Origin of the sequence: Siphonobacter sp. SORGH_AS_0500, assembly GCF_031453245.1 — a bacterium.
In the GTDB taxonomy this organism is placed as follows: Bacteria; Bacteroidota; Bacteroidia; order Cytophagales; family Spirosomataceae; genus Siphonobacter.
Window position 1 is genome coordinate 4,038,061 of sequence record NZ_JAVIYT010000001.1, and the last position, 24,228, is coordinate 4,062,288.

Consider the following 24,228-nt stretch of genomic DNA (forward strand, 5'->3'; position numbering starts at 1 on the left):
TTGTTCGTCTATGTATTGCGGCCAGCGTGGCCCAACCAACGTGGTCGGGCCACGCTACCGCTGCCAGCTTTATCGCTGGCATCAACCAATTAAAGGTCGCCAAACGGACAGGCAGCGAGTTAGTAGATTTATCTGGTTCTACTATCTTCGTTAAAAGATCCACCATTCCGATCTTACCCCAAAATACGTTCCCCAGCGATGATTAACGGCCTGTTGCAGATACGCTGAATAGGCATGGTCTGAGGCATACTGATTATAATGAGCAAAAGAACAAATTAACCGTATGTGCGGCCTCGCCCAGGGACTCCGCTCCGCCGTGGGAACCAACGTCGGGGCAATAATAAACTTCGTCATCCGAGCATACGGGTTATTTCCATCCTGCCGTTGGGCGTAGTGTAACTCCGTGATCAGATGAAACCAATTGGTAACATACGTAATCGCACGCATTCCCACTACTAAATCCTTTTTTGAATTGTAAATACTGCGTTTGTAATAGTCCTGAGCAAAACCCCTTGCCTTGCCTCCCCCCTGACTCTGAATATAAACGCCGTAGCCATTCAGGCTACATTTCTTAAAATTCAGCAGAAAATGCTCCACCAACGTTGCTGAATAAGCTCCGTCATACCGCTGAGATTCAATGTTGGGAGCTCCGTAAGTTCGCCAGGTTTGGGTATTCCCGTTATCACCCCCGTTGGCAACGCCGTTTCCATAACGTACCGCCAGTTGATTAAACGACCCCTTTTCTTTGGTCTTAATATCTGCCGACCATTTCACGCCCCAAACCCAACCATTATCACTCGGAAAACGAATGGACGCCTGCTGGGAAGAACCCGCTACGTGATGAAACTCTCCCAGTAACTTAACCACATGCCCAGGCCAGCTTCGCAGGGTATGATCCAACACAAAAATCTCCCGCTGGCGATAGGTTAAATCGTTTTTTCCCGAAATAATATTTACGTAAGAATACGGTAATACGCCCGTTGAAGAGGTGTCGATGGCTGCCGGGAAATACATGGAAAAAGCCGTGTTTTTATGCTTTATCCCAAAGCCCTGCGTCGAATGATCGTCAAAATAGAAGTAATCGCAAATGTGAATGTCGTCGTAACGCATGTAACGAGCTCCAGCCCAGGCACTCCATTTGCTGCCTACAATATTCCGAACTTCTACAAAAGCCTCAGGTAAGCTCACCACCGTCCCCCCAATTGAACCCGTATTTACATTACCCAGAAAAGTCCCTTTACTCGAATAAAAAGCCAGTCGAGCCTGAAAATCAATGTGCGTACTATCGTTATTGGCATTGACGGCCTTGAAATGAAAAGCGGGTAAAAAATCCACGTAATCGCCCTGTTCCAAACGACTTCCTAACGATCCCTGCCCGATCAGATTCAATTGCCGGCCCGTGTGTTCGGGTAAAGAAGGCGAAATGCCCGCTCCAATCCGGCCCGTAGTGCCCATCGAAAAATTTTTGTTGGTAATAACGATCTGAGCTTTCGCAATGGACCCTGCCATTAAAAAGCAGAAGATCCATAAACCATATTTTTTCATAAGATTAATAAGCTTTGGGGGAAAGTAAAGACAAAGCAAGGGCTACAGGATCGAATTAATCTCCTGTTAATGAGCGAGTTAATTATAAATAGAACGTTAGAGTTTATACCCTTTTAACCCATACCAGCCCACTACCACAAAGCCCGCCAGCGGAATTAGTAAGGCATTGGTAATACCGACCTCATCGGAAAGTTTACCCATGGCTGCCGTCAATATAGCTCCACCGATAATTGCCATTACCAGAATGGAAGAACCCAATTTGGCCCGCTCTCCCAAACCGCTAATACCTAATGAGAAAATGGTAGGATACATAATGGACATGAAGAAGCTGGTGATTACTAGGGCCCATAAGCCCATCGTTCCGGGAAAGAGGATCGCCACCGCAACCAGCAGAATTGTTGCTATCGCATAACTCACCAGTAATACGTGATCAGAAATTCTTTTCATTAGAGCAGTGCCCAGAAAACGGCCCGCCGTGAATAGTACCAGTGAGATAATCAGATAGTTAGCTGCTGTTTTTTCAGGGGTTCCGGGCAGGTTATACTGAATGTAACGAATCAGAAAACTCCAGATGCAGACCTGAGCACCTACGTAAAAGAATTGGGCAATCACGGCTCCCGAAAAGTGCTTTTTCTTCAGAATACTGCCAGATACGGACGGAGCTACTTCGCGGGATTCCTCATCCTTCACGATTGGGAAACGGGTAATTAGAAAAATAACCGCAAAAATGGCTACAACGATTCCAATCACCAGGTAAGGCATTTTTACCGCCGCCGATTCCGAGACATAATACGCCTTTAATGCCTCAGGACTTAGTTTGCTCAAGGTCTCGGCGGTGTGTTCCACACCCGAAAAGATAAACTGCTGCCCTACGATAATCCCCGTTACACAACCAATAGGATTAAACGCCTGCACCAGATTCAGACGAAAACTGGCCGTTTCGGGCGTGCCTAACACCGCTACATAAGGATTAGCAGCCGTTTCCAGAAAAGCCAGTCCACTCGCGATCACAAAAAGAGCAAACAGAAAAAACTGATAGGAATTTTGATCTGCCGCCGGAACGAACAAGAAAGCTCCCAAAGCATAGAGGACTAATCCAATCACAATACCGGTTTTGTAATTATACTTTCTCATGATGAGAGAGGCCGGTAAAGCCAACACAAAATACCCCAGATAAAAGGCCGATTGTACCAATCCTGACTGAAAGTCAGACAGTTCGAAAGCTTTTTTGAATTGCTGAATGAGAATATCATTCAGGTTATTTGCCATGCCCCAGAGAAAGAAAAGGCAGGTAATGAGAATAAGTGGAAAAAGATAACTTGCTTTAGGGTTATTGCCGGGGTGTATAATCCGGGTTGTTCCTGTAGGCATCTGGGCGGTTCCGGTGGCCATAATCTATAAGTAATGAATGAGCGTTTTGGTATATTTAGGCGGATAATCTGATTACTTAAATTGCAGGAGCCAGTAAGGCTTTTTGTTTGAAAGTTTCAAACTCCTCCAGGGTATATTCTGGGCAGGCTCCTTTTTTAGTGGTAATAAAAGCTCCCATGGCGGCAGCATTACCCATAGCGGCTTCCATCTTCCCACCCCGCACACGTTCGGCCAGGTAACCCGCCAGAAATGAATCCCCACTGCCAACGGTATCCTGAACAGTAACGGGCACGGCTGGACAGAAGTAATAATTCTGATGACCGTAATAAACCGCTCCTCGGCTGCCTTTGGTTAACAGCACTTCACTGACTTTGAATCGTTTTTCCAGAAATGCAATCGCTCCTTCTTCCGTGATGTATTCCTCTCCAAACATTTCCAGAATGGCCCGTAATTCGGCTTTATTGGTTTTGACCATGTCAGCCTTTCCCAGCAGGTATTCCAGTACTTCAGGCGTATAAAAGGGAGGCCGCAGGTTAATATCGAACACTTTGAAAGGAGCCACTTCCAGTAATCGATACAGGGTTTCCCGGGATGCTTCTTCCCGAATAGACAAACTGCCATAAACAAAAGCCGCCGAGTTCCGAATCAATTCTTCGTTGGCGGGCGTACAACCAATATGATCCCAGGCTACGTTCTGGATAATATCATAATGAGCTTCGTTATCCTCGTCAATTCGGGCTAAAACAGTACCTGTAGGATGGATCTCATCCCGCTGAATATCTTCCGTTGGAACACCCCAGCTTTGAATCAGGTCGAGTAACTCATCGCCCAGAGCGTCTGTTCCTACCCGGCTTACCATTCTACTGGTAATTCCCTGTTTATGAAGGTTGTAACTTACATTAAAAGGAGCTCCCCCAGCTTTTTGTCCTTCAGGAAAGATGTCCCAGAGAATTTCTCCAAAGCACACAACGGTCGGTTTATTTGGCATTGCCTGATATGTTTAAACGTTTAAACAAAAGGTTAATAAAAAATAATTGGAGGTTATTGAGTAAAACTTGAATGAGAATGCACGAATGAGGTTTCAAGGATAATCGATTCAGGGGGAAGAGCCGAGTCGTTCATTTGCTGGAATAATAACTCTACTGCTTTTTTACCCATATCGGCCAGGGGTTGTCGAATAAAGGGCAAAGGGCTGGGATAAAAATCAAACACTTCTGTTTCATCAAAAAACAGAGTTGACACTTGGGTTGGCACCGCAATCTGATGGTTCATTAGGTAACGCATACCGGCAATGCCTAGCTTGTTACTGGTAAAATAGATGGCATCAACGCCCGTTTGTAACATGGAAGTGATCGCCGCGGAAACTTCCTGCTCAATGTGATTTTCGTGAATTACATGAGTGACGTAGCTTGCGGAATGGCTTTGCGTAATGCCATCCTGAGCTCCCAGCATCCGTTCTTTCAAGTGTTGTAAAGTAGTATCGTATACCAGAATGCCAATCTTCTTTCGACCCTGCGTAATAAACTCACTCATTGCATCGAACGAAGCCTGATAGTTATTAACGCTAACACTACTTACCGACAAATCAGGGAAATAACGGTCAATCAACACCAGCGGTGTTTTTCGATCCTGTAAGGCTTTGATCAGCTCATCTGATCCTTCGGGAGCGGCCAGAATCAGGCCATCTACCTGACGATTCAGTAACTGATTAATCAACCGTTCGAACCGGGGCTTACTCTCATCCGAACTGCCAATAATGAGGGCATAACCCGCCTGGTCGGCTTCGTCACTAATGATACGGGCGAGTTGGGAAGAAAAGGTATTGGCAATATCCGCTGCAACGAAACCCAGACTAAAGGTTTTTTTCAGCTTTAAACTCTGAGCCAGAAAATTGGGGCGATAGTTAAGCTCTTCAACGACCTTGCGAATCCGTTGGGCGGTATCTTTATTGATCCGATCCGTTTTCTGGCCATTCAGGACATAGGAAACCATGGCGATTGAAACGCCTGCTTTTTCAGCCACATCGCGTAACAAGACTTTTTTCATGGAAACCCAGTTCTGTACTTTTTTGCGTAAAAGTAAGATTGTTTAAATGTTTAAACAAATCCTTTTCTAAAGAAAATCATATTTTTTTTAGAAAAGTAAAGAATAATGGTCATTCTGCCAATTGACCGTTCTGGCGAAGATGTACTCTGTCCCACCTACGAAAAATGTTGAGTTTTTCTGGCAAGCCTCATTACCAGCATTCTCCTACTCAATCCCTAATGGCAGGGCTTCTCTAGGGATTGGAACTAAGTTCCCGGTTCTTGATACCTTGAATTTTGAAAAGGAAGAATTAAAAGATTACCTTTCCACATGACGTGTTTTTGCGGTGTACGCCACGCCTTACGAGAGGTCGTTGCTATTTTTTGTGAGTTGAAACTTCGAGTAAATGAAGTAAGATTCGTAAATGAGAGATTGAATGGCAGGATACTTTCTTCGTCTAAGAGTGCCGAAGAAAGAGAAGAGGTTATCTCTGAATTCCACGCGCCCAATATCGTCGACCTCCTACAATCGTTCTTTGGCATACTGTTATTTTCAGACTAATTGAATCATAATAGCTATAACCATCTGATTATGAACAGTCGTCGATCGACGGGGTTTTTCGTACCATTGGCGGTCGACGACTATGAAGTTGGATATACAGAACTAAAAAGGGCCTTAGAACCTAAAAGGGGCTATTTTTTCTCGCTAAATTCACGGGTCTTAATCGTACCTTATTGGAATTGAAATAAGGTTAATCGCTTGAAATCAATCGGTCTTTTAAGTCTTTCACCGGAATCAAAACTCCTCAGACCGATCCGTAGCAACCCAGCGTATATACGGAAAAGTCCTCTTTAGAGAGAGGACTAATACTGCTTTTAAGTGATTCAAGAAGCGGGCTTTAAAGGCTAGGGTTACGCCTCTTTACGCATCTGATTTTTTTGTTGGGAAAGTATGCCTTCCTCGATAGCCCTGAACATAGAATCCACATCCTCTTTTGCGAACACCTCAAGGACGCCACTTGCTAACATCTGAGTGACTTTAGAGGACTCGTGACAAGTTGTCCAGCCAAATAAAAGAAGCTTAGGAAATCGATGCGTGAGTCGCTGGGCTGTTTCAATGCCATTCAATTCAGGCATTTGTAGATCCAAAATACAAACATCGGGAATTTCATTAGCCTGTTCCAGCTTTTCAATCAGTTCGAGCCCGTCGAAAGCAAAAATGTCTAATCGAAAACGGGGATCTTTTCTTATTTTTATTTTCAGCAAAGCATGCTGAAAAATACTGTCATCTGCGAAAGCAAGTGTGATCATTGTGTTGGCGGATATTATACTTGTTTATTTAAACTAAACCTGCTTCTTAAACTACGCCTCCTTCCATTTTTCTCTTTACCCAGAGCGTTCTTTTAGCTACTCCCTTAAAAGAGCTTATTGTAGTCCTACACAGACTAGATTCCCTTTTTTTGTTGATGAGTATCAGGTCATTACTCCCAAGATGCTCCGTTTTACTAGCAAGAAAATGACTGGTCGTACTCCAATATCCTAATTTCCCTATTGAGCTTATAATGAAGCGTTCCTTAGATTCTTTTATTTGATAAATAGCCTATTTTAGATACCTTTACCGAGCTACTAGTAGTCTGTGTAGGACTAAACAGAATAACTAATTTCGCTGGAAATAAACTGTTTGTCCTCCGATGAAATTAATTTCATTCTTACTAAACCCCCTTCATTCTCACTCGATTATTGTTGCTCAAGTCGAAGATTTGGCAGGTAAAAGGTATCTCGTCCGAACACCCTTGCGAATCGAAGCTGACGCATGGGATGCTGAGCGGCAACGCCCTCGGAATATTTATCTCAAAAAGTACAAAACGATCAATGCGAAGCTCAATCGTTTAAAGATTGCTCTCCACCAGCTTTTTCAGGTTAAAAAAACGACCAGATCCCTTTCTTTGAAGACTCTAGAGCGAAAAATCAATACACTCTGCCAACTAGAGCCCACCTATGGAGAAGGCAGTTTGCTTGCCGCCATGAATCACTACATTCATTCCCGGTCGCATCTGCTTTGCACGTCTACCTATAAACGCTATCTAGTCTTCCTACGATTGATCGAACGTTTTGAAGGCCATCGCCGACAAACGCTTGTCATTGAGCAGGTTAATGCAGATTTTGTTCGAGATTTTCTAGCTTTCGGAACCCTCGAAGCCTACAGCACCTCCACCGTTCACCGCACCATTCACTTCGTCCGGACCATTCTGAATTTTTTAGAGAAACGAGGCGTTCGCACGTTTGCCTATGAGCTGGAATTACCCAGAGAAAAACAAGAGACACCCTGCATTACCCTGTCAGAGGATGAAGTAATTCAGATTAACGATACCTCCGTGCCGACGGCTTTGCAGGCAGCCAAAGACTGGCTGATTATCAGTTGTTATACGGGTCAGCGTGTTTCTGACTTTATGCAATTTAATCAGCAAATGCTTCGTAGTCTGGGCGAAAAAATGTGTGTCTCTTTTGTACAGCAGAAGACTCAGAAACAAATTCTATTACCCTTACATCAAACCGTGTTAAAAGTCATGCGGCTGAATGGAGGTTCTTTTCCCGCAAAGCTTTCCGGCCAATTGTATAATCAGCAGATCAAAGCAGTGGCTCAGTTGGCAGGGATCAATTCGCTAACGACCGTACGCAAACGTCAGGGATTTCGGTCCATGACTCAGGTCTTACCGAAATGGAAGGCGATTACCAGCCACATTGGTCGCCGAAGCTTTGCCTCCAATTTTTACGGCAAAATCCCCACGCCTTTACTAATGGAAGCCACCGGGCATAGTTCGGAGCGAATGTTCCAACGCTATGTTAATCACGCAGATACCGAACGCACACTCTCGTTGAGCTTTTACTTGGATAAAGTCTACGAGCAAAAATATCAGGTAGGAATGTCTTAAAGCTATTCGGCTAACCTTTACCGTAATATTTACTAAAGAAGATAACCCATTATTCGAGATTTATTCTCGGTACTCATGAGGTTAGAGTCTTTGGCAGATACTCTATGTACCCATGGGTAAGCCCCGCCCTTTCAAGCAGACCTCATGTGAATTGAAATATAATAAGGATTTGCTCTTTATTCAAATAAGAATGACTGTAAAAGACAGGCCATCACCAAGCCTTACATGAGCGGTAAAATTAGGCAGAAAAGACGACTTTAGTAGTTTATTTTATCAAAATTAAGGATAAATATTTTTATGATACCATTTCACGATTTAAGTATTACAAAATCGGAAAATGTCTACGACATCTTACACAGAAAAGCCATTTAATAGGAAGAAAAAAAAGTAACGTTCGAATGAGCATTGGACGACGATGGCGTTCAATATCTGTAGACCGACAATAAGGGCATCGTCTTGCCACAATCTTTTGAGTCGCTGTTGCCATAATATAAAATTGTTACTTTTAAATCAAGAGAAGAATCGTGTAATTGGTAAAGAAAGATGTGGGTTAATTAAGGGCATTAAAAGTCAACCATTCAATAAACTCTATCCTTAGCAGAAAGGAATAACCACTACAGACGTTTCTTGCTTTCTTAACTACCCATGCAATAGGGTCTTGTTTCATTAGTCAAGAACGTAAGTATTTGTAAGCCACAGGCCTTACGATAGATTTTCTCAACGTGCAGAAATACATTACAAAGGTTTATATAAAATAAAGGACATTACGTTAAATGTATGTGAAGTTAGATTATAACAGGGTAAACGGCTTAAATTAAGTAGTATAAAACTCATGGCAACCCAAGTAAAGCAAACTCACAAAAACTAGTCACATTATTTATTAAATAAGTTATATTACTATCTTCATAACATGAGGTTGAAAACTCGCTATTTAGGAATAAATAGGTTACATGTATATACGTAGCATATATTCGCTAATTACATAAGGCATGCTTTTAAAGTAAAGGCGATCCGATCTATTAAGTAATCTACAGCGTTTGAATAGTTTTTAATGAAGTCAATTGAAAACTATTTTGTATTAGCTTAAGGTAAATACAATAATTCCTATCAGGCTGTAAGCGTTTTTAGCGTAAAACTTTGAATCTATTTTACTGCACTTATAAAACATATCCTACTTGTTTATTGCTTTCTAATTCTATTTTTATAATCCTGTTGATTTATGGATGCTCTTCATGAGGAGTGTTACCATGTCTCTTGCGAACATATCCGCAAGGAAATACTAACCATTGTAAAGGTTGATTTTGGAAAGGCTTCGTATGAGGTTGTGTTGATTTCAAATACGCTTGGAATTGATGAAGGGCACTGCACTCATAGGTCAAGACCACCGGAGTGGCCTTTTTATGCTCATCAGATGCGTTGGCGTTATCTCCCCAAAGGATTTTCGATCTACTGTTATTAGAAGAACCAAGTGAACGTTCTGTCCTAATTGGCTTTCTTCCGTAAAACAACTTTCAGTGAGGAGGCCATAAAAATATTAACTTTGCAGGTGAATTAATTTTTATAAAATGTGGTTACTCCGTACCTACTGAGTTTGTGCCTCTGAGATATACATCGTCATTTGGTACAACATAGGTACAACAAATCGTGGTTTTCCTTGATTTCATGTGATGTAATGCTTTTGCTAATCTACTGAAAATCAGGACATGACACTACACATCACACCATATTAAACCACTAATCGCAGGACTTTGAACCCTGGCCGATTCGCATGAGCAAACACGGACGTATTTTGGTCGCCATGAGTGGCGGCATTGATTCTTCACTGGCAGCAGTTCTGCTGCATGAACAAGGCTACGAAGTCATCGGAATGACGATGAAAACCTGGGATTATGCCAGTTCCGGGGGAACGAAGAAAGAGACCGGCTGCTGTAGCCTCGATAGTATTAATGATGCCCGCAATGTGGCCGTACAGCTAGGTTTTCCGCACTATATTCTGGATATCCGCAATGAGTTCGGAGATTACGTAATTGATCACTTTACGGGAGAATACCTGGAAGGCCGCACGCCAAACCCCTGTGTGCTCTGCAATACGCATATTAAATGGGACGCTCTGCTTCGCCGAGCCGATAAGCTGGATTGCGAATTCATCGCCACGGGCCATTATGCAAACCTGCGGCAAGAAAATGGCGGTCTGTCGCACGGTCGTCACGTCGTTTCGAAAGGTTTAGATACCTGGAAAGATCAGAGTTATGTTCTCTGGGGTGTATCGCAGGAGAGCCTTTCGCGAACGAAACTCCCACTGGGAAATTTCCGCAAGAGTGAAATCCGGGAAATGGCAAAAGAACGTGGCTTTTTTGAATTAGCAACCAAGGCCGAGAGTTACGAAATCTGCTTTGTCCCAGACAATGATTACCGTGGTTTCCTCAAACGCCGCATTCCTACGCTCGAAGCGGAAGTAGCCGGTGGTAACTTCGTCGATCAGGAGGGAAAAGTATTAGGTAAGCACGAAGGTTACCCCTTTTATACCATTGGACAGCGAAAAGGACTGGGCATTGCCTTAGGCTACCCTGCTTTCGTTACGGAAATCAAAAAGGATACCAATGAAGTAGTACTGGGTCGCGATCGTGATCTGGAACGTACAGGAATGATCGTAAGTCAGTTGAATCTTCAAAAGTATGCGGAGATTCCCCAACCGATGGAAACGATCACGAAAATCCGTTACAAACACGAAGGAACGCCCGCCATCATTACCCAAACGGGAAATCAGATGGAAGTAAGCTTCCACGAACCCGTAACGGGCCTGGCCCCCGGCCAAGCCGCCGTTTTCTACGAAGGCGACGACGTTATTGGCGGAGGCTGGATCATGAAAGCCCTCAAATAAGTTTAGGGTTTTGAGTTGGGAGTTTTGAGTTAAATACCTAGCATTTTTGAAAAGAAGAAGGCCGTTAGATGATCTAACGGCCTATTTTATGGAATACCCTAAACTCAAAACTTATAAACACTAAACTCAAAACGCTAATACCTTTCCACTTCCCATTCGGCGATTCCGCCGTTGAATTTGATGTTTATTTTTTTGGCAGCAGAGTTATAGTTTGAGGTTTCGTATTCATTTCCATCTCTAACAAAACCGTTGAATTTTTTATCGGTTAAGGCTCCGTTTGTGGTAATGCGGCACCCCACACCTTCGGGAACCATAATCTTTATACTTGCTAAGCCCGCGTTTACGTCTACATCGGCCAGGTCAGCTTTATCACCCAGCTTCAGTTCCATTTCGGCGGCTCCAGTTTTGAGTCGTACTTTCTGAACGTTGAAAGGCGTCAGGTCAAAATCTACCTTCCCCGCCCCTACCTGCATATCCAGATCCCAAACGGGTTTAGGATTCAGGCGAATGGCTACGTCGTTGTGGGTGTGCTCTTTCAATTTCCAGTTACCTTTCCCTTTCATAGCAAGCACTACTTCGTTCGACCCACTACCGCTCATGCTCTTCAGCGAAAGATTTCCAAAATCAAGATTACCGTCCGCTTCCACGAGTTCTTTGTCGGTGGTTCCCATTGTAAACTCTGCCGCTCCTCCTTCGAGTCTAAACGTCGCCGATTCAATGCTATCCGTCATCGGTTCCGCCAGGTATTGTTTACCCCCTCCGTGCGATTCTACCGATTCTTCAATGTCCTCCTCTTCCTCGTGGTCATCGTCGCTCCAGGAGCTTTCAATAGTAACCTCATCTCTTACCTTATCCCGTACTTTTGTCGCAATAAAAATGGGAATACAAATACCCAGCAGCACTAATACGATGACCGTAACGGCTCTGTTTGATTTTCCCAGGATCATGTTCAGTCCAAGTACTACAAACAGTAAGGGCCAGAAACGAAATATTTCGCTAAAGTGAAAATCAAACCAGTCCATGTTTCTGCCCAGAAACAGAAAACCGACTAATATAAAGATGGCTCCGATTATTATACTTTGGGGTTTCATATCGTAGAAGCACAAGCCGTGCAGTTAAGGTATGTTTGATTGACTTAGAGAGGAGTATGGGGTGTTTGCGGCGTTTCAGGAGTCTGCGGGGGCTGTGGAGCCTGCGGATCTTCCGGGAAATGCGTGTAGGAAGTAGGCGGATCCAGAGGGGGATCATAGGGCGGTTGCGTCTTATCCCGAACCAGTATCCAGACACCCCAGCTAATCAGCAAAATGGGCCAGTAACGCCAGATGGCAGACCAGTCAAAATCAAAAAACCCCAATTCTTCGCCCAATTTTATTAGGCCAAAAGCAATAAAGCAGGCACCTACAATGACACGCGAGGATTTCATATCCGTAGAGTTTTGGTTAATAAAAAATGAATAGGCTGAGGAGTCAATGGAAACAGGGTAACACTTCAATAGAGAGGAAGTTACCCTGTTTTCTAAAGATTAAAATGAGACTTACTCCGCTATTTTTTCACGAATCTGATCCTTGAAAAGGATGCACAATCCGATTACGATGAAGAGCACAGGCCAGAATTTGTGCCAGCTAAACCACCAGGTAAATTCATCAAGTAGGAAAATGCTACCCAATAGGATCGCTACAATCCCCCAGGCCCGGCTGTTATTGCTTCGCTGAGGTGGTGTGGAAGTAGTATACTCCGTAGCATAGGTGCCGTCCAGACGTTTGGGTAAAGCAATCCAGAGAATGATATAGGCAATGATAAAAGGAGCATGAGTAAAGATGGCTCCCAGAACAAACAGTACCCGAACCAGGGCTACGTCAATGTTCAGGTAAGCAGCCAATCCGGCAGCTACTCCACCAATCATTTTTTGCGAGGGAATACGTTCTAAGCGGTTCATGGCTATAGGGTTTAAACAGTGATTATCGAATGATGAAGCAATTTTGCTTCGTTGTTGTTGATTCAAAATTCAGCAGAATTTCTCTTTCAGTGAAGCCAATTGGGGCAGATGGTTAAAGCAAACGGATCAACGGACTATTTTATGGATAGAACTAGGCAATACATAGTACCTCCCCTTTTCATTTACTAACTTTTAGTGATTTATAGAAAGAAAAAATGCCAAATCAGGTATTTCTACGTAATCAAATTCAGAAAAATCGACCCAGCTTTGTATCATCAACCTTCATCCTTCCCGAAAAATTGCTTGTGTAGCAAAGCCATGGAAACAAAAAGTGAATAAGTTTTGTCAAGATTAAAACATCAGTATCCGCATTTGTAATTATACTACTCCAACTCACGGTATCGAACCCACCTTCTACGGTGGGTTTATTATTTTAGGGCCATGGCTAATTTTTTTTACTAACCTTAACGTATCATTTTCGAGGTTATGTCAACTATTGTTCTTATTACCGGAGCGAACTCCGGTTTAGGCCTGGCGACGGCTCAGGCACTTGCTCACAAAGGATTTGATCTTATTTTTCTGGTGCGTTCACGCGAGAAAGGTGAACAGGCCCGAAAACAGATTCTGGAACAAACGCCTCAGGCCCGCATTGATCTTTTTTTCGCCGATTTAACCAACATGGATTCCATCCGGCAGGCTTGCCAGCAAATCCATCAGAAATACGACCGGCTGGATTGCCTCATTAATAATGCAGGGTACGCTCCAGCTCAGCTAGAATTCACCCGCGATGGCTACGAAAAAAGCTTTGTTGCCAATCATCTAGGCCATTTCCTCCTTACGCTCGAACTTATTGATTTACTAAAAGCCAGCGGAAAAGGACGAATTATTAACTTGTCTTCCGCCGCTCATGCCATGGGAAAAAGCCGTCGTTTTTTCCTAAAGCATAATTCGAAAATGAACATCTGGTCAGCCTATGGTGACGGAAAACTGGCTAATCTGTTATTTACCGTAGCATTAGCGAATCGCTTAAAGGGACAAAATGTATCGGCCTACGCGGTGCATCCCGGCGTAGTGAACACTCAATTTGGTCGAAATTTTACGGATTGGTGGAAGTACGGTTTTGGCTTTTTACGTCCTTTCATGATTACCACCGAAGAAGGGGCTCAAACTTCTATTTACCTCGCCACAGCAGACTTGCCCGAATCGTATAATGGCGGTTATTTCTCCAAGTCAAAACCTGCCCGAATTTTAAATAAGGATGTAAATGATTACAATGCTCAATTGCTGTGGAAGCGAAGTGAAGAAGCTCTCGGCGAACGATGGATGCTATAAGTACAAGCTTATTTTTAAAAAGATAAGATTTTAGAACTAATGCATCTTCTTAAATTTCCTTTGGATAATAATTGAGTTTTATTCCGAACATCACTAGGACATACCTACGAATCAGGAAGCGATCAAGCCATTAGTATTCCATCAAAATAGAAATGTTTATGCATTCTTTAATCAATGATTGATTAGAATTAATTCTATAACAAATGAATAGTTTATATGAATTATACCCATAGTAAATTATATATGTATTTTAAATTTTATTCTGTTATTATAGTCATAAGTTACTATAAAGTTAGTAAAGGGTGTTTTAGTTTCTGTTCAATAGTTTCTATGAGGGTAACGTAATTTCTAGATGCGTATGCTCTGTTGTTACTTAAGATAAATTACCCTGCAAATGACGAAGAGCAATGGTGCGATAATGGTCCAGGTTAACGCAAACGGCCTGCGTATTCAAGGTGCTCACATCCCATTCGTTTACTTTTAGACTTAGGAAAAAATAAGGATTTTTCTCATATGCTTTAGCCTCCTTTTCGGACATTACCTCAGGGTAGGTGGGAGAACTAAAAGGAGATTCAAACTTTCGTTCGGGGAACTTCCAGGCCAGGTATCGCTGAGCTTCAGTCTGCATGATCACTACCTGAACTACTTTCTCGGAAAAACCATTGGCCCGCAAATAATCCGAGCCGATTTGTCCGTATGAGCGTCTGGAATTGGAAGAATGGTTGGGTAATAAGTAACCGATGTCATGGAAGAAAGCCGCCAGTATAACTTCATCATCATAGCCTTCTTCTTCGGCTAACTGAGCTACTTGAATGGAGTGTTCAAGGATATTGTGGGGCTCACCGGTGCTCTCTCCAAAGGATTCGTATAACCCCAGAATGGCATCAACGGTAGCCTGCATTTCAAAATTTTTCATCAGTGGAAGTAATTTAATAAACCATTGTTAATTAACACTTTCCGACTTCAGACTATATATAAAAAGCGGCAGGACAAGGTTCTGCCGCTTTTAGTATCGTTTCATTCACTTAACCATATTTAATGAGAAGCCGGGTCGGATAATGTAGCTTAATCACAGCAACAAAAGTAACCGGCATAGATTACCTCAATTTTAAGCGGTTGTGAACAAATTGATAGAAACCAGATTATAATCACGCCTATACCAAGAGATTTTTACTTTCCCAGCTTATGCTTTTTCTCCGAAGAAATACACTACGAGTACCTGTGCTGCTTCGTTCCGAATATTTCTGGATCGGTGCGGCACTCGCCCATCAAAGAATAAAGAATCCCCTTCTTTTAGCTGATGGGTTTCCTCCCCAACGATGTATTCTACTTCGCCCTTAATGATGTATTTAAACTCGAAAGCTTCTGTTGTAGTCATGTTTTCCCGCTTGGCGTTGGGCAATAGATATAACAGGACTAAATCGAGCGTTAGGCCGGAAATATTTTTTGTTAAAATTCTATTATAGACAAAAGAATTATTATCTTCTTTATAGAAGGATTGATACTCTTCTTTTCGACGAACGACTAATTTACCATTAGCTGAATTTTTCGCAATTTCATCAAAAAAAATATTCAGATCTAATCCTAATGAACGAATCAGATTAATCAATACGAGTAAGGAAGGAATCGTACGATTATTCTCGATCTGGGAAATTAAAGCTTTACTCACTTCGGCTCTATTAGCCAATTCCTGTAAAGTTATTCCCTGACCTTTTCTTTTATCTTTTAATTGGCTGCTAATCTGTATTAAGACGTCTTCATTCATAGATTTAAAAAAATAAATTGATTGGCGATTGTGGATGAAAAAGAAAAAGGATTAATGAATTTTACGAAAAAAATACACTGATAAAGTGCTTAACAAAAACATACAAACGAGAGGAATAAAGTAAGTAAATCCCACATAAAATTTTAACCATGACCAATCAGGATGACCAAAATTTTTAAATAAAAGAATACTTACACTTCCTATATAGCCAATAAAGTCAGCGGTATAAAATAGAAATCCAACGTTGGCTTTTTCTTCTCGCAGAGCAATTAAACGCTCAAACAAAATTCCATTAAATGGGACATAAATCAGGTATATTCCTAAACCGATCAGCAACATCCAGAGGACAGGAGAAAGCTGTCCGCTCTGAAAAAGCCAGGAGGCAATGGGGATCAGGAGACTACCTATTGCAATTATGAAAAGATTCATTCCAAAGGCAGCCTTATTACTCTTAATTAGAAAAACCGATCCGATTAAAACCGTTACTAACAGGCCAATCCAAGTTTCGGTTGTAGCCAGAATTTGGGGGGTTAGTACCCCTAATTCCTGCCATATTTCAACCGCGAAATTGTCTCTTATATCCCGCAGCATGGAGATAAGTACGTAGATCAGAATGAGCAGGATTAATCCGGGGGCCAGAGAAATAAAAAAATTACGGCGATCCTGGGCAGTCATGGGCCTTCTCGGCTTCCGATCCCGTTCGTCTTCCTGGGTAGGCGGCGGAGACACGTGTAGCATCCAGACAAAAAGGATTAGCAAAGGAGTGAAGAGTAAGCCTACCACCGCAGGCATCCAGGCGGAGGTAATCCCTAAGTCTAAGAACCAGAGACCAATGGATTTAACTACCCCGGAAGCAATAATGAAACTTAAGCAAATACCCGCTCCGAGTAAATCCGTAATCCGACGACCTTCCAGAAATCCGAAGACCAGACCATAGACCAGGCCAAGAGCCAGACCGTTTATAAAAAGAAGAAAGCAGTTGTAAGGATATGGGATAATGCCAAACAAAAGAAGAGCCACTTCGGCTATTCCAATTACGATTAAAATGTATTTAGACCTATCCTTCGGCTGAGCTTCTGATATAAACTTAATACCGATTCCTTTTGCAGTGGCGTAGCCTAAGATCTGCATTACAACCAGTACTATTTTATAATCAATACCCCATAATTGCAGACCGTTAAAAGTAGCTGCCGCAAATGGTTTTCTAAAAGCAAACATGCAGAAATACGTACCGAATGCTGCCAGAGTTAACCAAAGAGTTAAAAAGATAGAATTATCAAATTGACGAGTTCTTAATATCGCCTTAACGCTCATACGTAAGTTCCGGAAACCACTGTACCGAAATTCATCAGGAAGGTGATTTTATAGTTTATGTTAACAAAGACTTGACTAAATAAATCAGGGCTGGATAATGAATTAAAAAACTAGACGCACTTTTCAAAAATAACATATATGACTAAAATTCATATATAGACCTCCGAAATTATCTCATTATTTATACCAAGATTACTAAAATCGTATTTTTGCGTTAACTTTTACTATGATTTTTAACCAAAATTCCTAATTGCTATTTTGAAAAGCGAATGGCGTTAACTGGTCGCATTCGGGCAATAATAAACGTAGGTAAGATAAGTACTAAAGTTACTAGTAATAGAATAACCATATTAAGTATTAAAACGATAGCCCAATTAACCTCAATAGGCACATAACTCATGTAATAATTTTCGGGATCTAGCGGAAACAAACGATATTTTTGTTGGATTAAACAGAGACCTATTCCAATCACATTACCGATTAATAAACCTTTCAAAATCATAGCAATACCCTGCCATAGAAAGATCTTTCTAATCTGCCAATTCGAGCTTCCCAGGGCCTTCAGTAAACCAATCATGGGAATACGCTCCATGATAAGCACCAGCAGTACGGAAACCATATTGAAACTGGCTACAAAGAGAATGAGCGTCAGAAACACGCTGAGATTACGATCAAGCAGGCTCAGCCAGTCGAATAAGGGTAAATACTCATCAATGACCGTGCGTAAGTCCTGTTCAGGCTCAAGCACCTTAACGATTTGAACTTCGGCTTCCTTGATTCGATTGAAGTCTTTTACAAAAATCTCATAACTTCCTACGGTGTCTGGCCCCCAGCCGTTGAGTTTCTGAACCAGTCTTAAATCGCCCAGAATCAATTGCTTGTCCAGTTCTTCCAGGCCAGTTTCGTAAATGCCCGTTACTTTCAATTTCCGGGGCCGGGGCGGGTTCTGGATGAAATAGATTACTACCCCGTCGCCGATGTTAAGCTGTAATTGATTGGCAATATTCCGGCTAATGATCACTTCCTTAGAATCAGTGGTATCGCTCTTAAAGTCTGGCAACTTCCCTTCGACCATGTTCTGCCGAAAAACATTCCAGTCAAAATCATTCCCTACCCCTTTAAAGACAACGCCCTGCAAATTTTCGGGGGTCTTGAGTATACCCGCCTTATGAGCCACCATTTGTAAATGACGCACCAGGGGAAGGGTCTGGTAACTTTCGCTTAGTTTGGATTTTTTCGGCAGGGCCGTTTCTTCGTAGGATTGATTGAGGGTATAACGCGTTACTTTCAGGTGAGCGGACAGACTGAAAAGTTTTTCCTGAATGGTGCCTTTAAAACCTAGCAAAACTGCAAAAGCCAGAATCATAACCGCCAGGCCAATCGCAATACTGGCTACTCCGATGCGGGTAACGGTGGAGGAAAACAGGCGTTGCTCCGTGCGACGACGTAAACGGGCCGCGATAAAACGAGGAAAATTCAAGGGGACTTTTTAGTTTTCAGTGATCAGTTTGCTGTTTTCAGTCGTTTGCTCGTTGTCATGTTTTCGTTTCCTGTAGCAGAAAACGAGAAACAGTCCCCTGAAAACGCTTACCTGAGCCTCTTTTTAGTACATACTGAAACCGCAAAAGTAGCAGTTTCAGTGCTTTTACAAATTTAGCGTTGGTTTTTCGGTTCTTTCACCCGAAATTTGCACATGGTTTCGCTTCGCACGTCTTGCCTGCTGGCTGTTTTTTCGCTCTTTACCATCGTTGTGCCTTCTCTCGCACAACATTCTTCCAGGCCTACGCTCGGTATTGAGCGTACTGCCGAATACCTGCCCCTGCTTCAGGGAAAAAACGTTGGACTTGTGGTTAATCACACCTCCACGTTTCCCAATCAAACGCATTTAGCGGATTCTTTGTTGGCACTGGGCATCAAGATCAAAACGATTTTTGGCCCCGAACATGGTTTTAGAGGCAAAGCCGACGCGGGCGAGAAAGTCTCCAGCTCGGTAGATGCGAAAACCGGCATTCCCGTGGTTTCCCTCTATGGGGCTAATCATAAACCATCCGCTGAGCAGGTTAAGGATTTAGACATTTTACTTTTTGATATTCAGGACGTTGGAGCCCGTTTTTATACCTACACTTCCACGATGCATTACATCATGGAAGCAGCGGTTGAGCAAGGAAAAACGGTATTAATTCTGGATCGACCCAACCCAACGGGCCATGTCGTAGATGGGCCGATACTGGATCGGAAGTTTGCTTCCTTTGTGGGTTTAAATCCCGTTCCCATTGTACATGGCTGCACCGTTGCAGAACTCGCCCGCATGATTAACGAAGAAGGCTGGCTGAAAAATGGTGTTAAGTGTTCGCTCATAACCGTTCAGTGCCTGAACTATACGCATCGAACGCCTTATACCTTACCGATTCCACCGTCGCCGAATCTCCCTAATCAGCAAAGCATTCTTTTATACCCTTCCATTTGTTTATTTGAAGGTACAGAAATTAGCGTCGGTCGTGGAACGGATACCCAATTTCAGGTCATTGGGGGGACTTCTCCTTCGTACGGAACGTATGAATTTACGCCCGTCGATAAGCCCGGGGCCATGAATCCACCCAACGAAGGCAAGGTTTGTTACGGTCTTGATTTACGGAAGGTAAATGCCTATAAAGAAGGCTTTACACTAAAATATCTTCTGGATTTTTATTCGAAGGCTCCTGATAAAAGTAAGTTTATCAATCGCACGAAAGCTTTTGATCAGCTAGCGGGAACGGATCAGCTTCGGAAGCAGATTCAGGAAGGAAAAACGGAAGCCCAAATCCGAAAAAGTTGGGAACCAGCTTTACGTAATTACAAAGCTTTGCGGAAGAAGTACTTACTCTACCCTTTATAAATGTTTGATTACGTTAGATAAGTTTGATCCATTTCAACTTCCAGGCATATCTAACCTTTCAAACTTGAAACTTTTTTATCCAGATTACTTACTGACCCCTTGTCGGTACTCACATGACTGAAAAAATTCTCATTCTTGATTTTGGTTCGCAGTATACGCAGCTCATTGCCCGTCGCGTTCGCGAACTTAACGTGTATTGCGAGATCCATCCGTATAATCATTTTCCTGAGCTGGATTCTACGGTGAAGGGTGTGATTCTTTCCGGTAGCCCCTGCTCGGTTCGGGATGAAGATTCTCCCAAACCCGATCTGACGCAATTCCGTGGACAGTTACCATTATTAGGCGTTTGCTACGGTGCTCAGTTACTAGCTCAGAGTTTGGGTGGTGAGGTAGCTCCTTCCAAAATCCGGGAATACGGTCGGGCCATGTTGCATTCGGACGATCAGAACCGTTCGATTCTGTTGCAAAACCTGACACCCGAATCGCAGGTTTGGATGTCCCACGGCGATACCATCGTTACCATTCCTGACAACTTCAAAATCATTGGCTCTACCGAATCAGTTCGGGTAGCTGCGTTCCAGATTGATGGCGAAGAAACCTATGGCATTCAGTTCCACCCCGAAGTAACGCACTCCCTGGAGGGTAAAGAAGTTCTGAAAAACTTCCTCGTGGATATTTGCGGCTGTAAGCAGGAATGGACGCCCGCCAACTTCGTGGAAGAAGCAGTGGAGCAATTGAAGGAAAAATTAGGTAACGATAAAGTAGTTATGGCTTTATCAGGTGGTGTGGACTCTACGGTAGCGGCCATGCTGGTGCACCGGGCCATCGGACCTAACCTGTACTGTATTTTCGTAGATAACGGTCTTCTCCGTAAAAACGAATTTGAACAGGTTCTTCACTCGTACGAAGACATGGGACTGAACATCAAAGGCGTACAGGCTAAAGATCAGTTCTATAAAGCTCTTGAAGGATTAAGCGATCCTGAAGCGAAACGCAAAGCCATTGGTCGGACGTTCATTGAAGTATTCGATCAGGAAGCTCATTTACTGACGGACGTAAGCTGGCTGGGTCAGGGCACCATTTATCCCGACGTTATTGAATCCGTTTCGGTGAAAGGTCCATCGGCTACGATCAAGTCTCACCACAACGTGGGCGGTCTGCCGGACTTTATGAAGTTACAAATCGTGGAACCACTGCGTACCTTATTTAAAGATGAAGTACGCCGCGTGGGCCGCGAGTTAGGTATTACGGAATCAATCCTGGGCCGTCACCCCTTCCCCGGTCCTGGTTTAGCCATTCGGATTCTGGGCGACATCACTGAAGAAAAAGTATCGATTATTCAGGAAGTAGATGCCATTTTCATTAATAAACTGAGAGAAAAAGGCTTATACGATCAGGTTTGGCAGGCAGGAGCTATTCTCCTTCCCGTTCAGTCGGTTGGCGTCATGGGCGATGAACGTACTTACGAGCGTGTGGTAGCATTACGGGCGGTAGCGTCGGTAGACGGGATGACGGCTGACTGGGTACACTTACCTTACGAATTCCTGGCGGAAGTTTCCAACGATATTATTAACCGTGTCAAAGGAGTAAACCGCGTGGTTTACGATATTTCGTCGAAGCCCCCCGCTACGATTGAGTGGGAATAATTCGATTCATTACTGAACGGTAATTATTTATCGAAATCATTCTCCTATATTTATTCATGAAAAGTTTGAAAGAGGTAGCGTTTCTGCTTCTTTCAAACTTTTTAGCGTTACATCCCTTAGTAACCGCTTTATCTAACCCATCAACCCCTATAAACAGACTCATCATCTGTTGAGAAGTACCTCTCTTTTGGTATGAAAAAATTACTTGCGTTTCTGTTCGTAGGTTTGAGTTTCTGGGCCTGCAATCCTTCCAAAAATGATCCGCAGTCTGCGGGGTATGAATATTTCCCGCTGGAAAAAGGCAATTACATTGTTTATGACGTGACGGCTACTCAATACGCCATTGCTCAGGATTCAACCACCAGCCGTTATCAAATCAAGGAAGTAGTAGCCGATTCATTCCCTTCCCTCGATGGCTTGGCTTCGTTTCGCATTGAACGCTTTCGTCGGAATACCTCGGATCAGGCCTGGAGTATCGATTCAGTCTGGACGGCCCGTCGCACCATCGATAAAGCCATTCGTACCGAAAACAACATTCCTTATGTGAAGCTTACTTTCCCAACCTACCTCGATCAGCGTTGGAATGGAAATCAGCTCAACGGTCTGGATGAGAAAGAATATAAAGTGAGCAGAATCCACGAATCGATGGGCATTGGAGAGAACAATTTTCCAGAGACGCTAACCGTTTTGCAGGAGTCGAAATCCACGGAAATTGATCTGGTGAACCGTCAGGAAACCTACGCCAAAGGAATTGGCCTCATTCGTCGGGAACGAACAGAGCTTTATTATTGTCAAAGTGCCAGTTGCTTTGGTCAGAAAAAAATAGAATTTGGTACTCGCTACATTCAGCAAATTTCAAGTTATGGTAAAGAATAGTTTTCGTCGGTTTCGGGCTTCACTCACCGCTTTTGTACTTCTGGCGGGTGCCTGTCTTTCTGCAGAAGCCCAGACTACGGCTAAATACCTTATTCTTTTCAAGGATAAAACCAATTCTCCTTATGACGTGAATCGTCCGCAGGAGTTTTTATCGAAGCGTTCCATCGAGCGACGCTTCAGACAAAACATTGTTGTTTCCCAGCAGGATTTACCTCCCAACCCGGCGTACATTCAGGCTGTTCGTGAAAAAGGGGCTAAAGTCTGGTATAAAAGTCGCTGGGCCAATGGCGTGCTGGTTGAATGCACCCCCCAACAACTCGACGACATTAAAACGCTGACTTTTGTAACTGGTAATGATGGTAACGTTCCTTTGAGTGCGGTACCCGTCGGAACTTCGAGTAAAAGTGGCAGTAAAGCCTTTCATGAAATCAAACCGCTGGATCTTCCTCCCCTATCACCCAAAGCTGAGCCTCTAAACTACGGATATTCGCAAACCCAGATCGGGCAAATGCGGGTAGACTCCATGCACGCTCGTGGCTTTCACGGCGAAGGTATGCAGGTGGCCGTCATTGATAACGGCTTTCTGAGCGTGAATACACAAGCGGCTTTTAAACACTTATTCGACGAAAACCGCATCATCGGTACTTACGATTTCGTAGCGAATAACACCAATGTCTACGATCAGGGAACGCATGGTAATAACGTGCTTTCGCTAATGGCAGCCTATTTGCCCGGGCAGTTGATTGGGACCGCTTACAAAGCATCCTATTTATTATTGCACACCGAAGATAACTCCGGCGAAAAACGTCAGGAAGAAGCATTCTGGCTGGCCGCCGCCGAATACGCCGACAGCGTAGGCGTGGATGTGATTAACTCTTCACTGGGTTACTCCACCTTCGATAACGCCGCCACGAACTATACCTATGAAGATTTAAACGGCAAAAAAGCCCTCTCCAGCCGAGCTGCCAAATGGGCTGCCCAGCGGGGAATTCTGGTAGTAGTGGCTGCGGGTAACGAGGGTAACGACGCTTGGCGTTACATTACCGTACCAGCCGATGCTGACTCCATCATCTCCGTAGGTGCGGTAGATTCTCATATGGCTCGAGCCAGTTTCAGTTCCGTTGGGCCTACTTCTGATGGTCGGATTAAACCAGATTTATCAGCTTTAGGGGCAGGGAATGTGATTAACAACGCCCTGAACGGCCAACTTGCGTCGGGCAGTGGTACTTCGTTTGCTTCTCCGCTGCTGGCGGGTATGGCTACCAGTTTCTGGCAGGCTTATCCTTACCTGACTAATATGGAAGTGATTAGCATGCTGAAGCGTTCAGCCAGTCAGAATGAAAACCCGGATAGTTTCCTGGGTTTTGGAGTTCCTAACTACTTGAAAGCCGCTCAAGCTGTTCAGACCTATCGACAGGGACCGGGTGTACGGATTCTTCCTAATCCAAGCACAGGTTCTAATAATCCGATTGTCGAGTTACCTTTCAACGAACAGAACAATACCTACGTTGTCACCTTACTCGACGCCGCCGGCCGTATCTTCTGGGAAGGTCAGGCTTCGGGCCGCCGGGCCGAACTGGCCATTGGTTCCCTCCCCGTTCCGTCTGGCCTGTATCTGCTCCGCTTTACCAGAGAATCTGAAAATTACACCGCACGTTGGATGAAGTGGTAATACCAAATACTTTAGAAGCAAAGCACTCCGAGGAATTAAACCCGGAGTGCTTTTTTGT

19 protein-coding genes are annotated in these 24,228 nt (G+C 43.5%); 7 read left to right on the forward strand and 12 right to left on the reverse strand.

From position 1 onward, the window contains the following. Window positions 1-150: 150 nt before the first annotated feature. The 5 genes from QE357_RS17135 to QE357_RS17155 all read right to left on the reverse strand — a co-directional run bounded on the left by QE357_RS17135 (window position 151) and on the right by QE357_RS17155 (window position 6,251). The gene (locus QE357_RS17135) at window positions 151-1,545 is read right to left on the reverse strand and encodes a carbohydrate porin (RefSeq protein ID WP_309710019.1); all 1,395 of its coding nucleotides are present in this window, start codon (window positions 1,543-1,545) and stop codon (window positions 151-153) included. Between the two features lie 96 nt (window positions 1,546-1,641). Beyond that, window positions 1,642-2,937, reverse strand: coding sequence for an L-fucose:H+ symporter permease (gene fucP, locus QE357_RS17140; RefSeq protein WP_309710022.1), 1,296 nt, complete (start codon window positions 2,935-2,937; stop codon window positions 1,642-1,644). Between the two features lie 55 nt (window positions 2,938-2,992). Then, window positions 2,993-3,904 (reverse strand): carbohydrate kinase, encoded by a 912-nt coding sequence (locus QE357_RS17145; RefSeq protein ID WP_106635396.1) that lies wholly within the window; start codon window positions 3,902-3,904, stop codon window positions 2,993-2,995. 53 nt (window positions 3,905-3,957) lie between these two features. Beyond that, a complete protein-coding gene (locus QE357_RS17150) occupies window positions 3,958-4,962 on the reverse strand; it encodes a LacI family DNA-binding transcriptional regulator (protein WP_307141079.1) in 1,005 nt (334 codons plus the stop codon). Between the two features lie 890 nt (window positions 4,963-5,852). After that, window positions 5,853-6,251 carry a response regulator gene (locus QE357_RS17155; protein ID WP_106635393.1) on the reverse strand — a complete coding sequence of 133 codons (399 nt, stop codon included), beginning with the start codon at window positions 6,249-6,251 and terminating at the stop codon, window positions 5,853-5,855. A gap of 380 nt (window positions 6,252-6,631) precedes the next feature. On the opposite strand from QE357_RS17155, the gene QE357_RS17160 reads away from it, so the two are divergent. Both QE357_RS17160 and mnmA read left to right on the forward strand, forming a co-directional pair. Further along, window positions 6,632-7,873 carry a tyrosine-type recombinase/integrase gene (locus QE357_RS17160; protein ID WP_309710028.1) on the forward strand — a complete coding sequence of 414 codons (1,242 nt, stop codon included), beginning with the start codon at window positions 6,632-6,634 and terminating at the stop codon, window positions 7,871-7,873. 1,768 nt (window positions 7,874-9,641) lie between these two features. Then, on the forward strand, window positions 9,642-10,754 hold the full coding sequence (gene mnmA, locus QE357_RS17165; RefSeq protein WP_309710032.1) for a tRNA 2-thiouridine(34) synthase MnmA: 1,113 nt from the start codon (window positions 9,642-9,644) through the stop codon (window positions 10,752-10,754). 134 nt (window positions 10,755-10,888) lie between these two features. Here mnmA and QE357_RS17170 read toward each other — a convergent pair whose 3' ends face one another. The 3 genes from QE357_RS17170 to QE357_RS17180 all read right to left on the reverse strand — a co-directional run bounded on the left by QE357_RS17170 (window position 10,889) and on the right by QE357_RS17180 (window position 12,690). Next, window positions 10,889-11,845, reverse strand: coding sequence for a LiaI-LiaF-like domain-containing protein (locus QE357_RS17170; protein WP_309710036.1), 957 nt, complete (start codon window positions 11,843-11,845; stop codon window positions 10,889-10,891). Window positions 11,846-11,889: 44 nt separating this feature from the next. Beyond that, on the reverse strand, window positions 11,890-12,177 hold the full coding sequence (locus tag QE357_RS17175; protein WP_106635389.1) for a LiaF transmembrane domain-containing protein: 288 nt from the start codon (window positions 12,175-12,177) through the stop codon (window positions 11,890-11,892). A 111-nt stretch (window positions 12,178-12,288) separates the two neighbouring features. Beyond that, window positions 12,289-12,690, reverse strand: coding sequence for a PspC domain-containing protein (locus QE357_RS17180; RefSeq protein WP_307141122.1), 402 nt, complete (start codon window positions 12,688-12,690; stop codon window positions 12,289-12,291). 486 nt (window positions 12,691-13,176) lie between these two features. Here QE357_RS17180 and QE357_RS17185 point away from each other — a divergent pair, with 486 nt between their 5' ends. Further along, window positions 13,177-14,022: an SDR family NAD(P)-dependent oxidoreductase gene (locus tag QE357_RS17185; protein WP_309710040.1), complete on the forward strand. Its 846-nt coding sequence runs from the start codon at window positions 13,177-13,179 to the stop codon at window positions 14,020-14,022. A gap of 373 nt (window positions 14,023-14,395) precedes the next feature. Here the strand turns inward: QE357_RS17185 and QE357_RS17190 are convergent, their stop codons facing one another. From QE357_RS17190 to QE357_RS17205, 4 genes are all read right to left on the reverse strand, one after another. After that, window positions 14,396-14,938: an HD domain-containing protein gene (locus QE357_RS17190; protein WP_309710043.1), complete on the reverse strand. Its 543-nt coding sequence runs from the start codon at window positions 14,936-14,938 to the stop codon at window positions 14,396-14,398. Window positions 14,939-15,205: 267 nt separating this feature from the next. Then, window positions 15,206-15,787 (reverse strand): XRE family transcriptional regulator, encoded by a 582-nt coding sequence (locus QE357_RS17195; RefSeq protein ID WP_309710046.1) that lies wholly within the window; start codon window positions 15,785-15,787, stop codon window positions 15,206-15,208. A 51-nt stretch (window positions 15,788-15,838) separates the two neighbouring features. Beyond that, on the reverse strand, window positions 15,839-17,005 hold the full coding sequence (locus QE357_RS17200) for a DUF5690 family protein (RefSeq protein ID WP_309710049.1): 1,167 nt from the start codon (window positions 17,003-17,005) through the stop codon (window positions 15,839-15,841). 349 nt (window positions 17,006-17,354) lie between these two features. Further along, window positions 17,355-18,581: an FtsX-like permease family protein gene (locus tag QE357_RS17205; protein WP_106635383.1), complete on the reverse strand. Its 1,227-nt coding sequence runs from the start codon at window positions 18,579-18,581 to the stop codon at window positions 17,355-17,357. Window positions 18,582-18,794: 213 nt separating this feature from the next. Here QE357_RS17205 and QE357_RS17210 point away from each other — a divergent pair, with 213 nt between their 5' ends. From QE357_RS17210 to QE357_RS17225, 4 genes are all read left to right on the forward strand, one after another. Next, window positions 18,795-19,976, forward strand: a complete 1,182-nt coding sequence (locus QE357_RS17210; RefSeq protein ID WP_309710055.1) for a DUF1343 domain-containing protein — start codon at window positions 18,795-18,797, stop codon at window positions 19,974-19,976. Between the two features lie 113 nt (window positions 19,977-20,089). Next, window positions 20,090-21,622, forward strand: coding sequence for a glutamine-hydrolyzing GMP synthase (guaA, locus tag QE357_RS17215; protein WP_309710057.1), 1,533 nt, complete (start codon window positions 20,090-20,092; stop codon window positions 21,620-21,622). 192 nt (window positions 21,623-21,814) lie between these two features. Continuing rightward, a complete protein-coding gene (locus tag QE357_RS17220; protein WP_307141129.1) occupies window positions 21,815-22,498 on the forward strand; it encodes a hypothetical protein in 684 nt (227 codons plus the stop codon). Then, complete coding sequence (locus QE357_RS17225; RefSeq protein ID WP_309710061.1) at window positions 22,485-24,170, forward strand: S8 family serine peptidase; 1,686 nt, start codon at window positions 22,485-22,487, stop codon at window positions 24,168-24,170. The genes QE357_RS17220 and QE357_RS17225 overlap by 14 nt, the downstream gene beginning before the upstream one ends. Window positions 24,171-24,228: the final 58 nt, after the last annotated feature.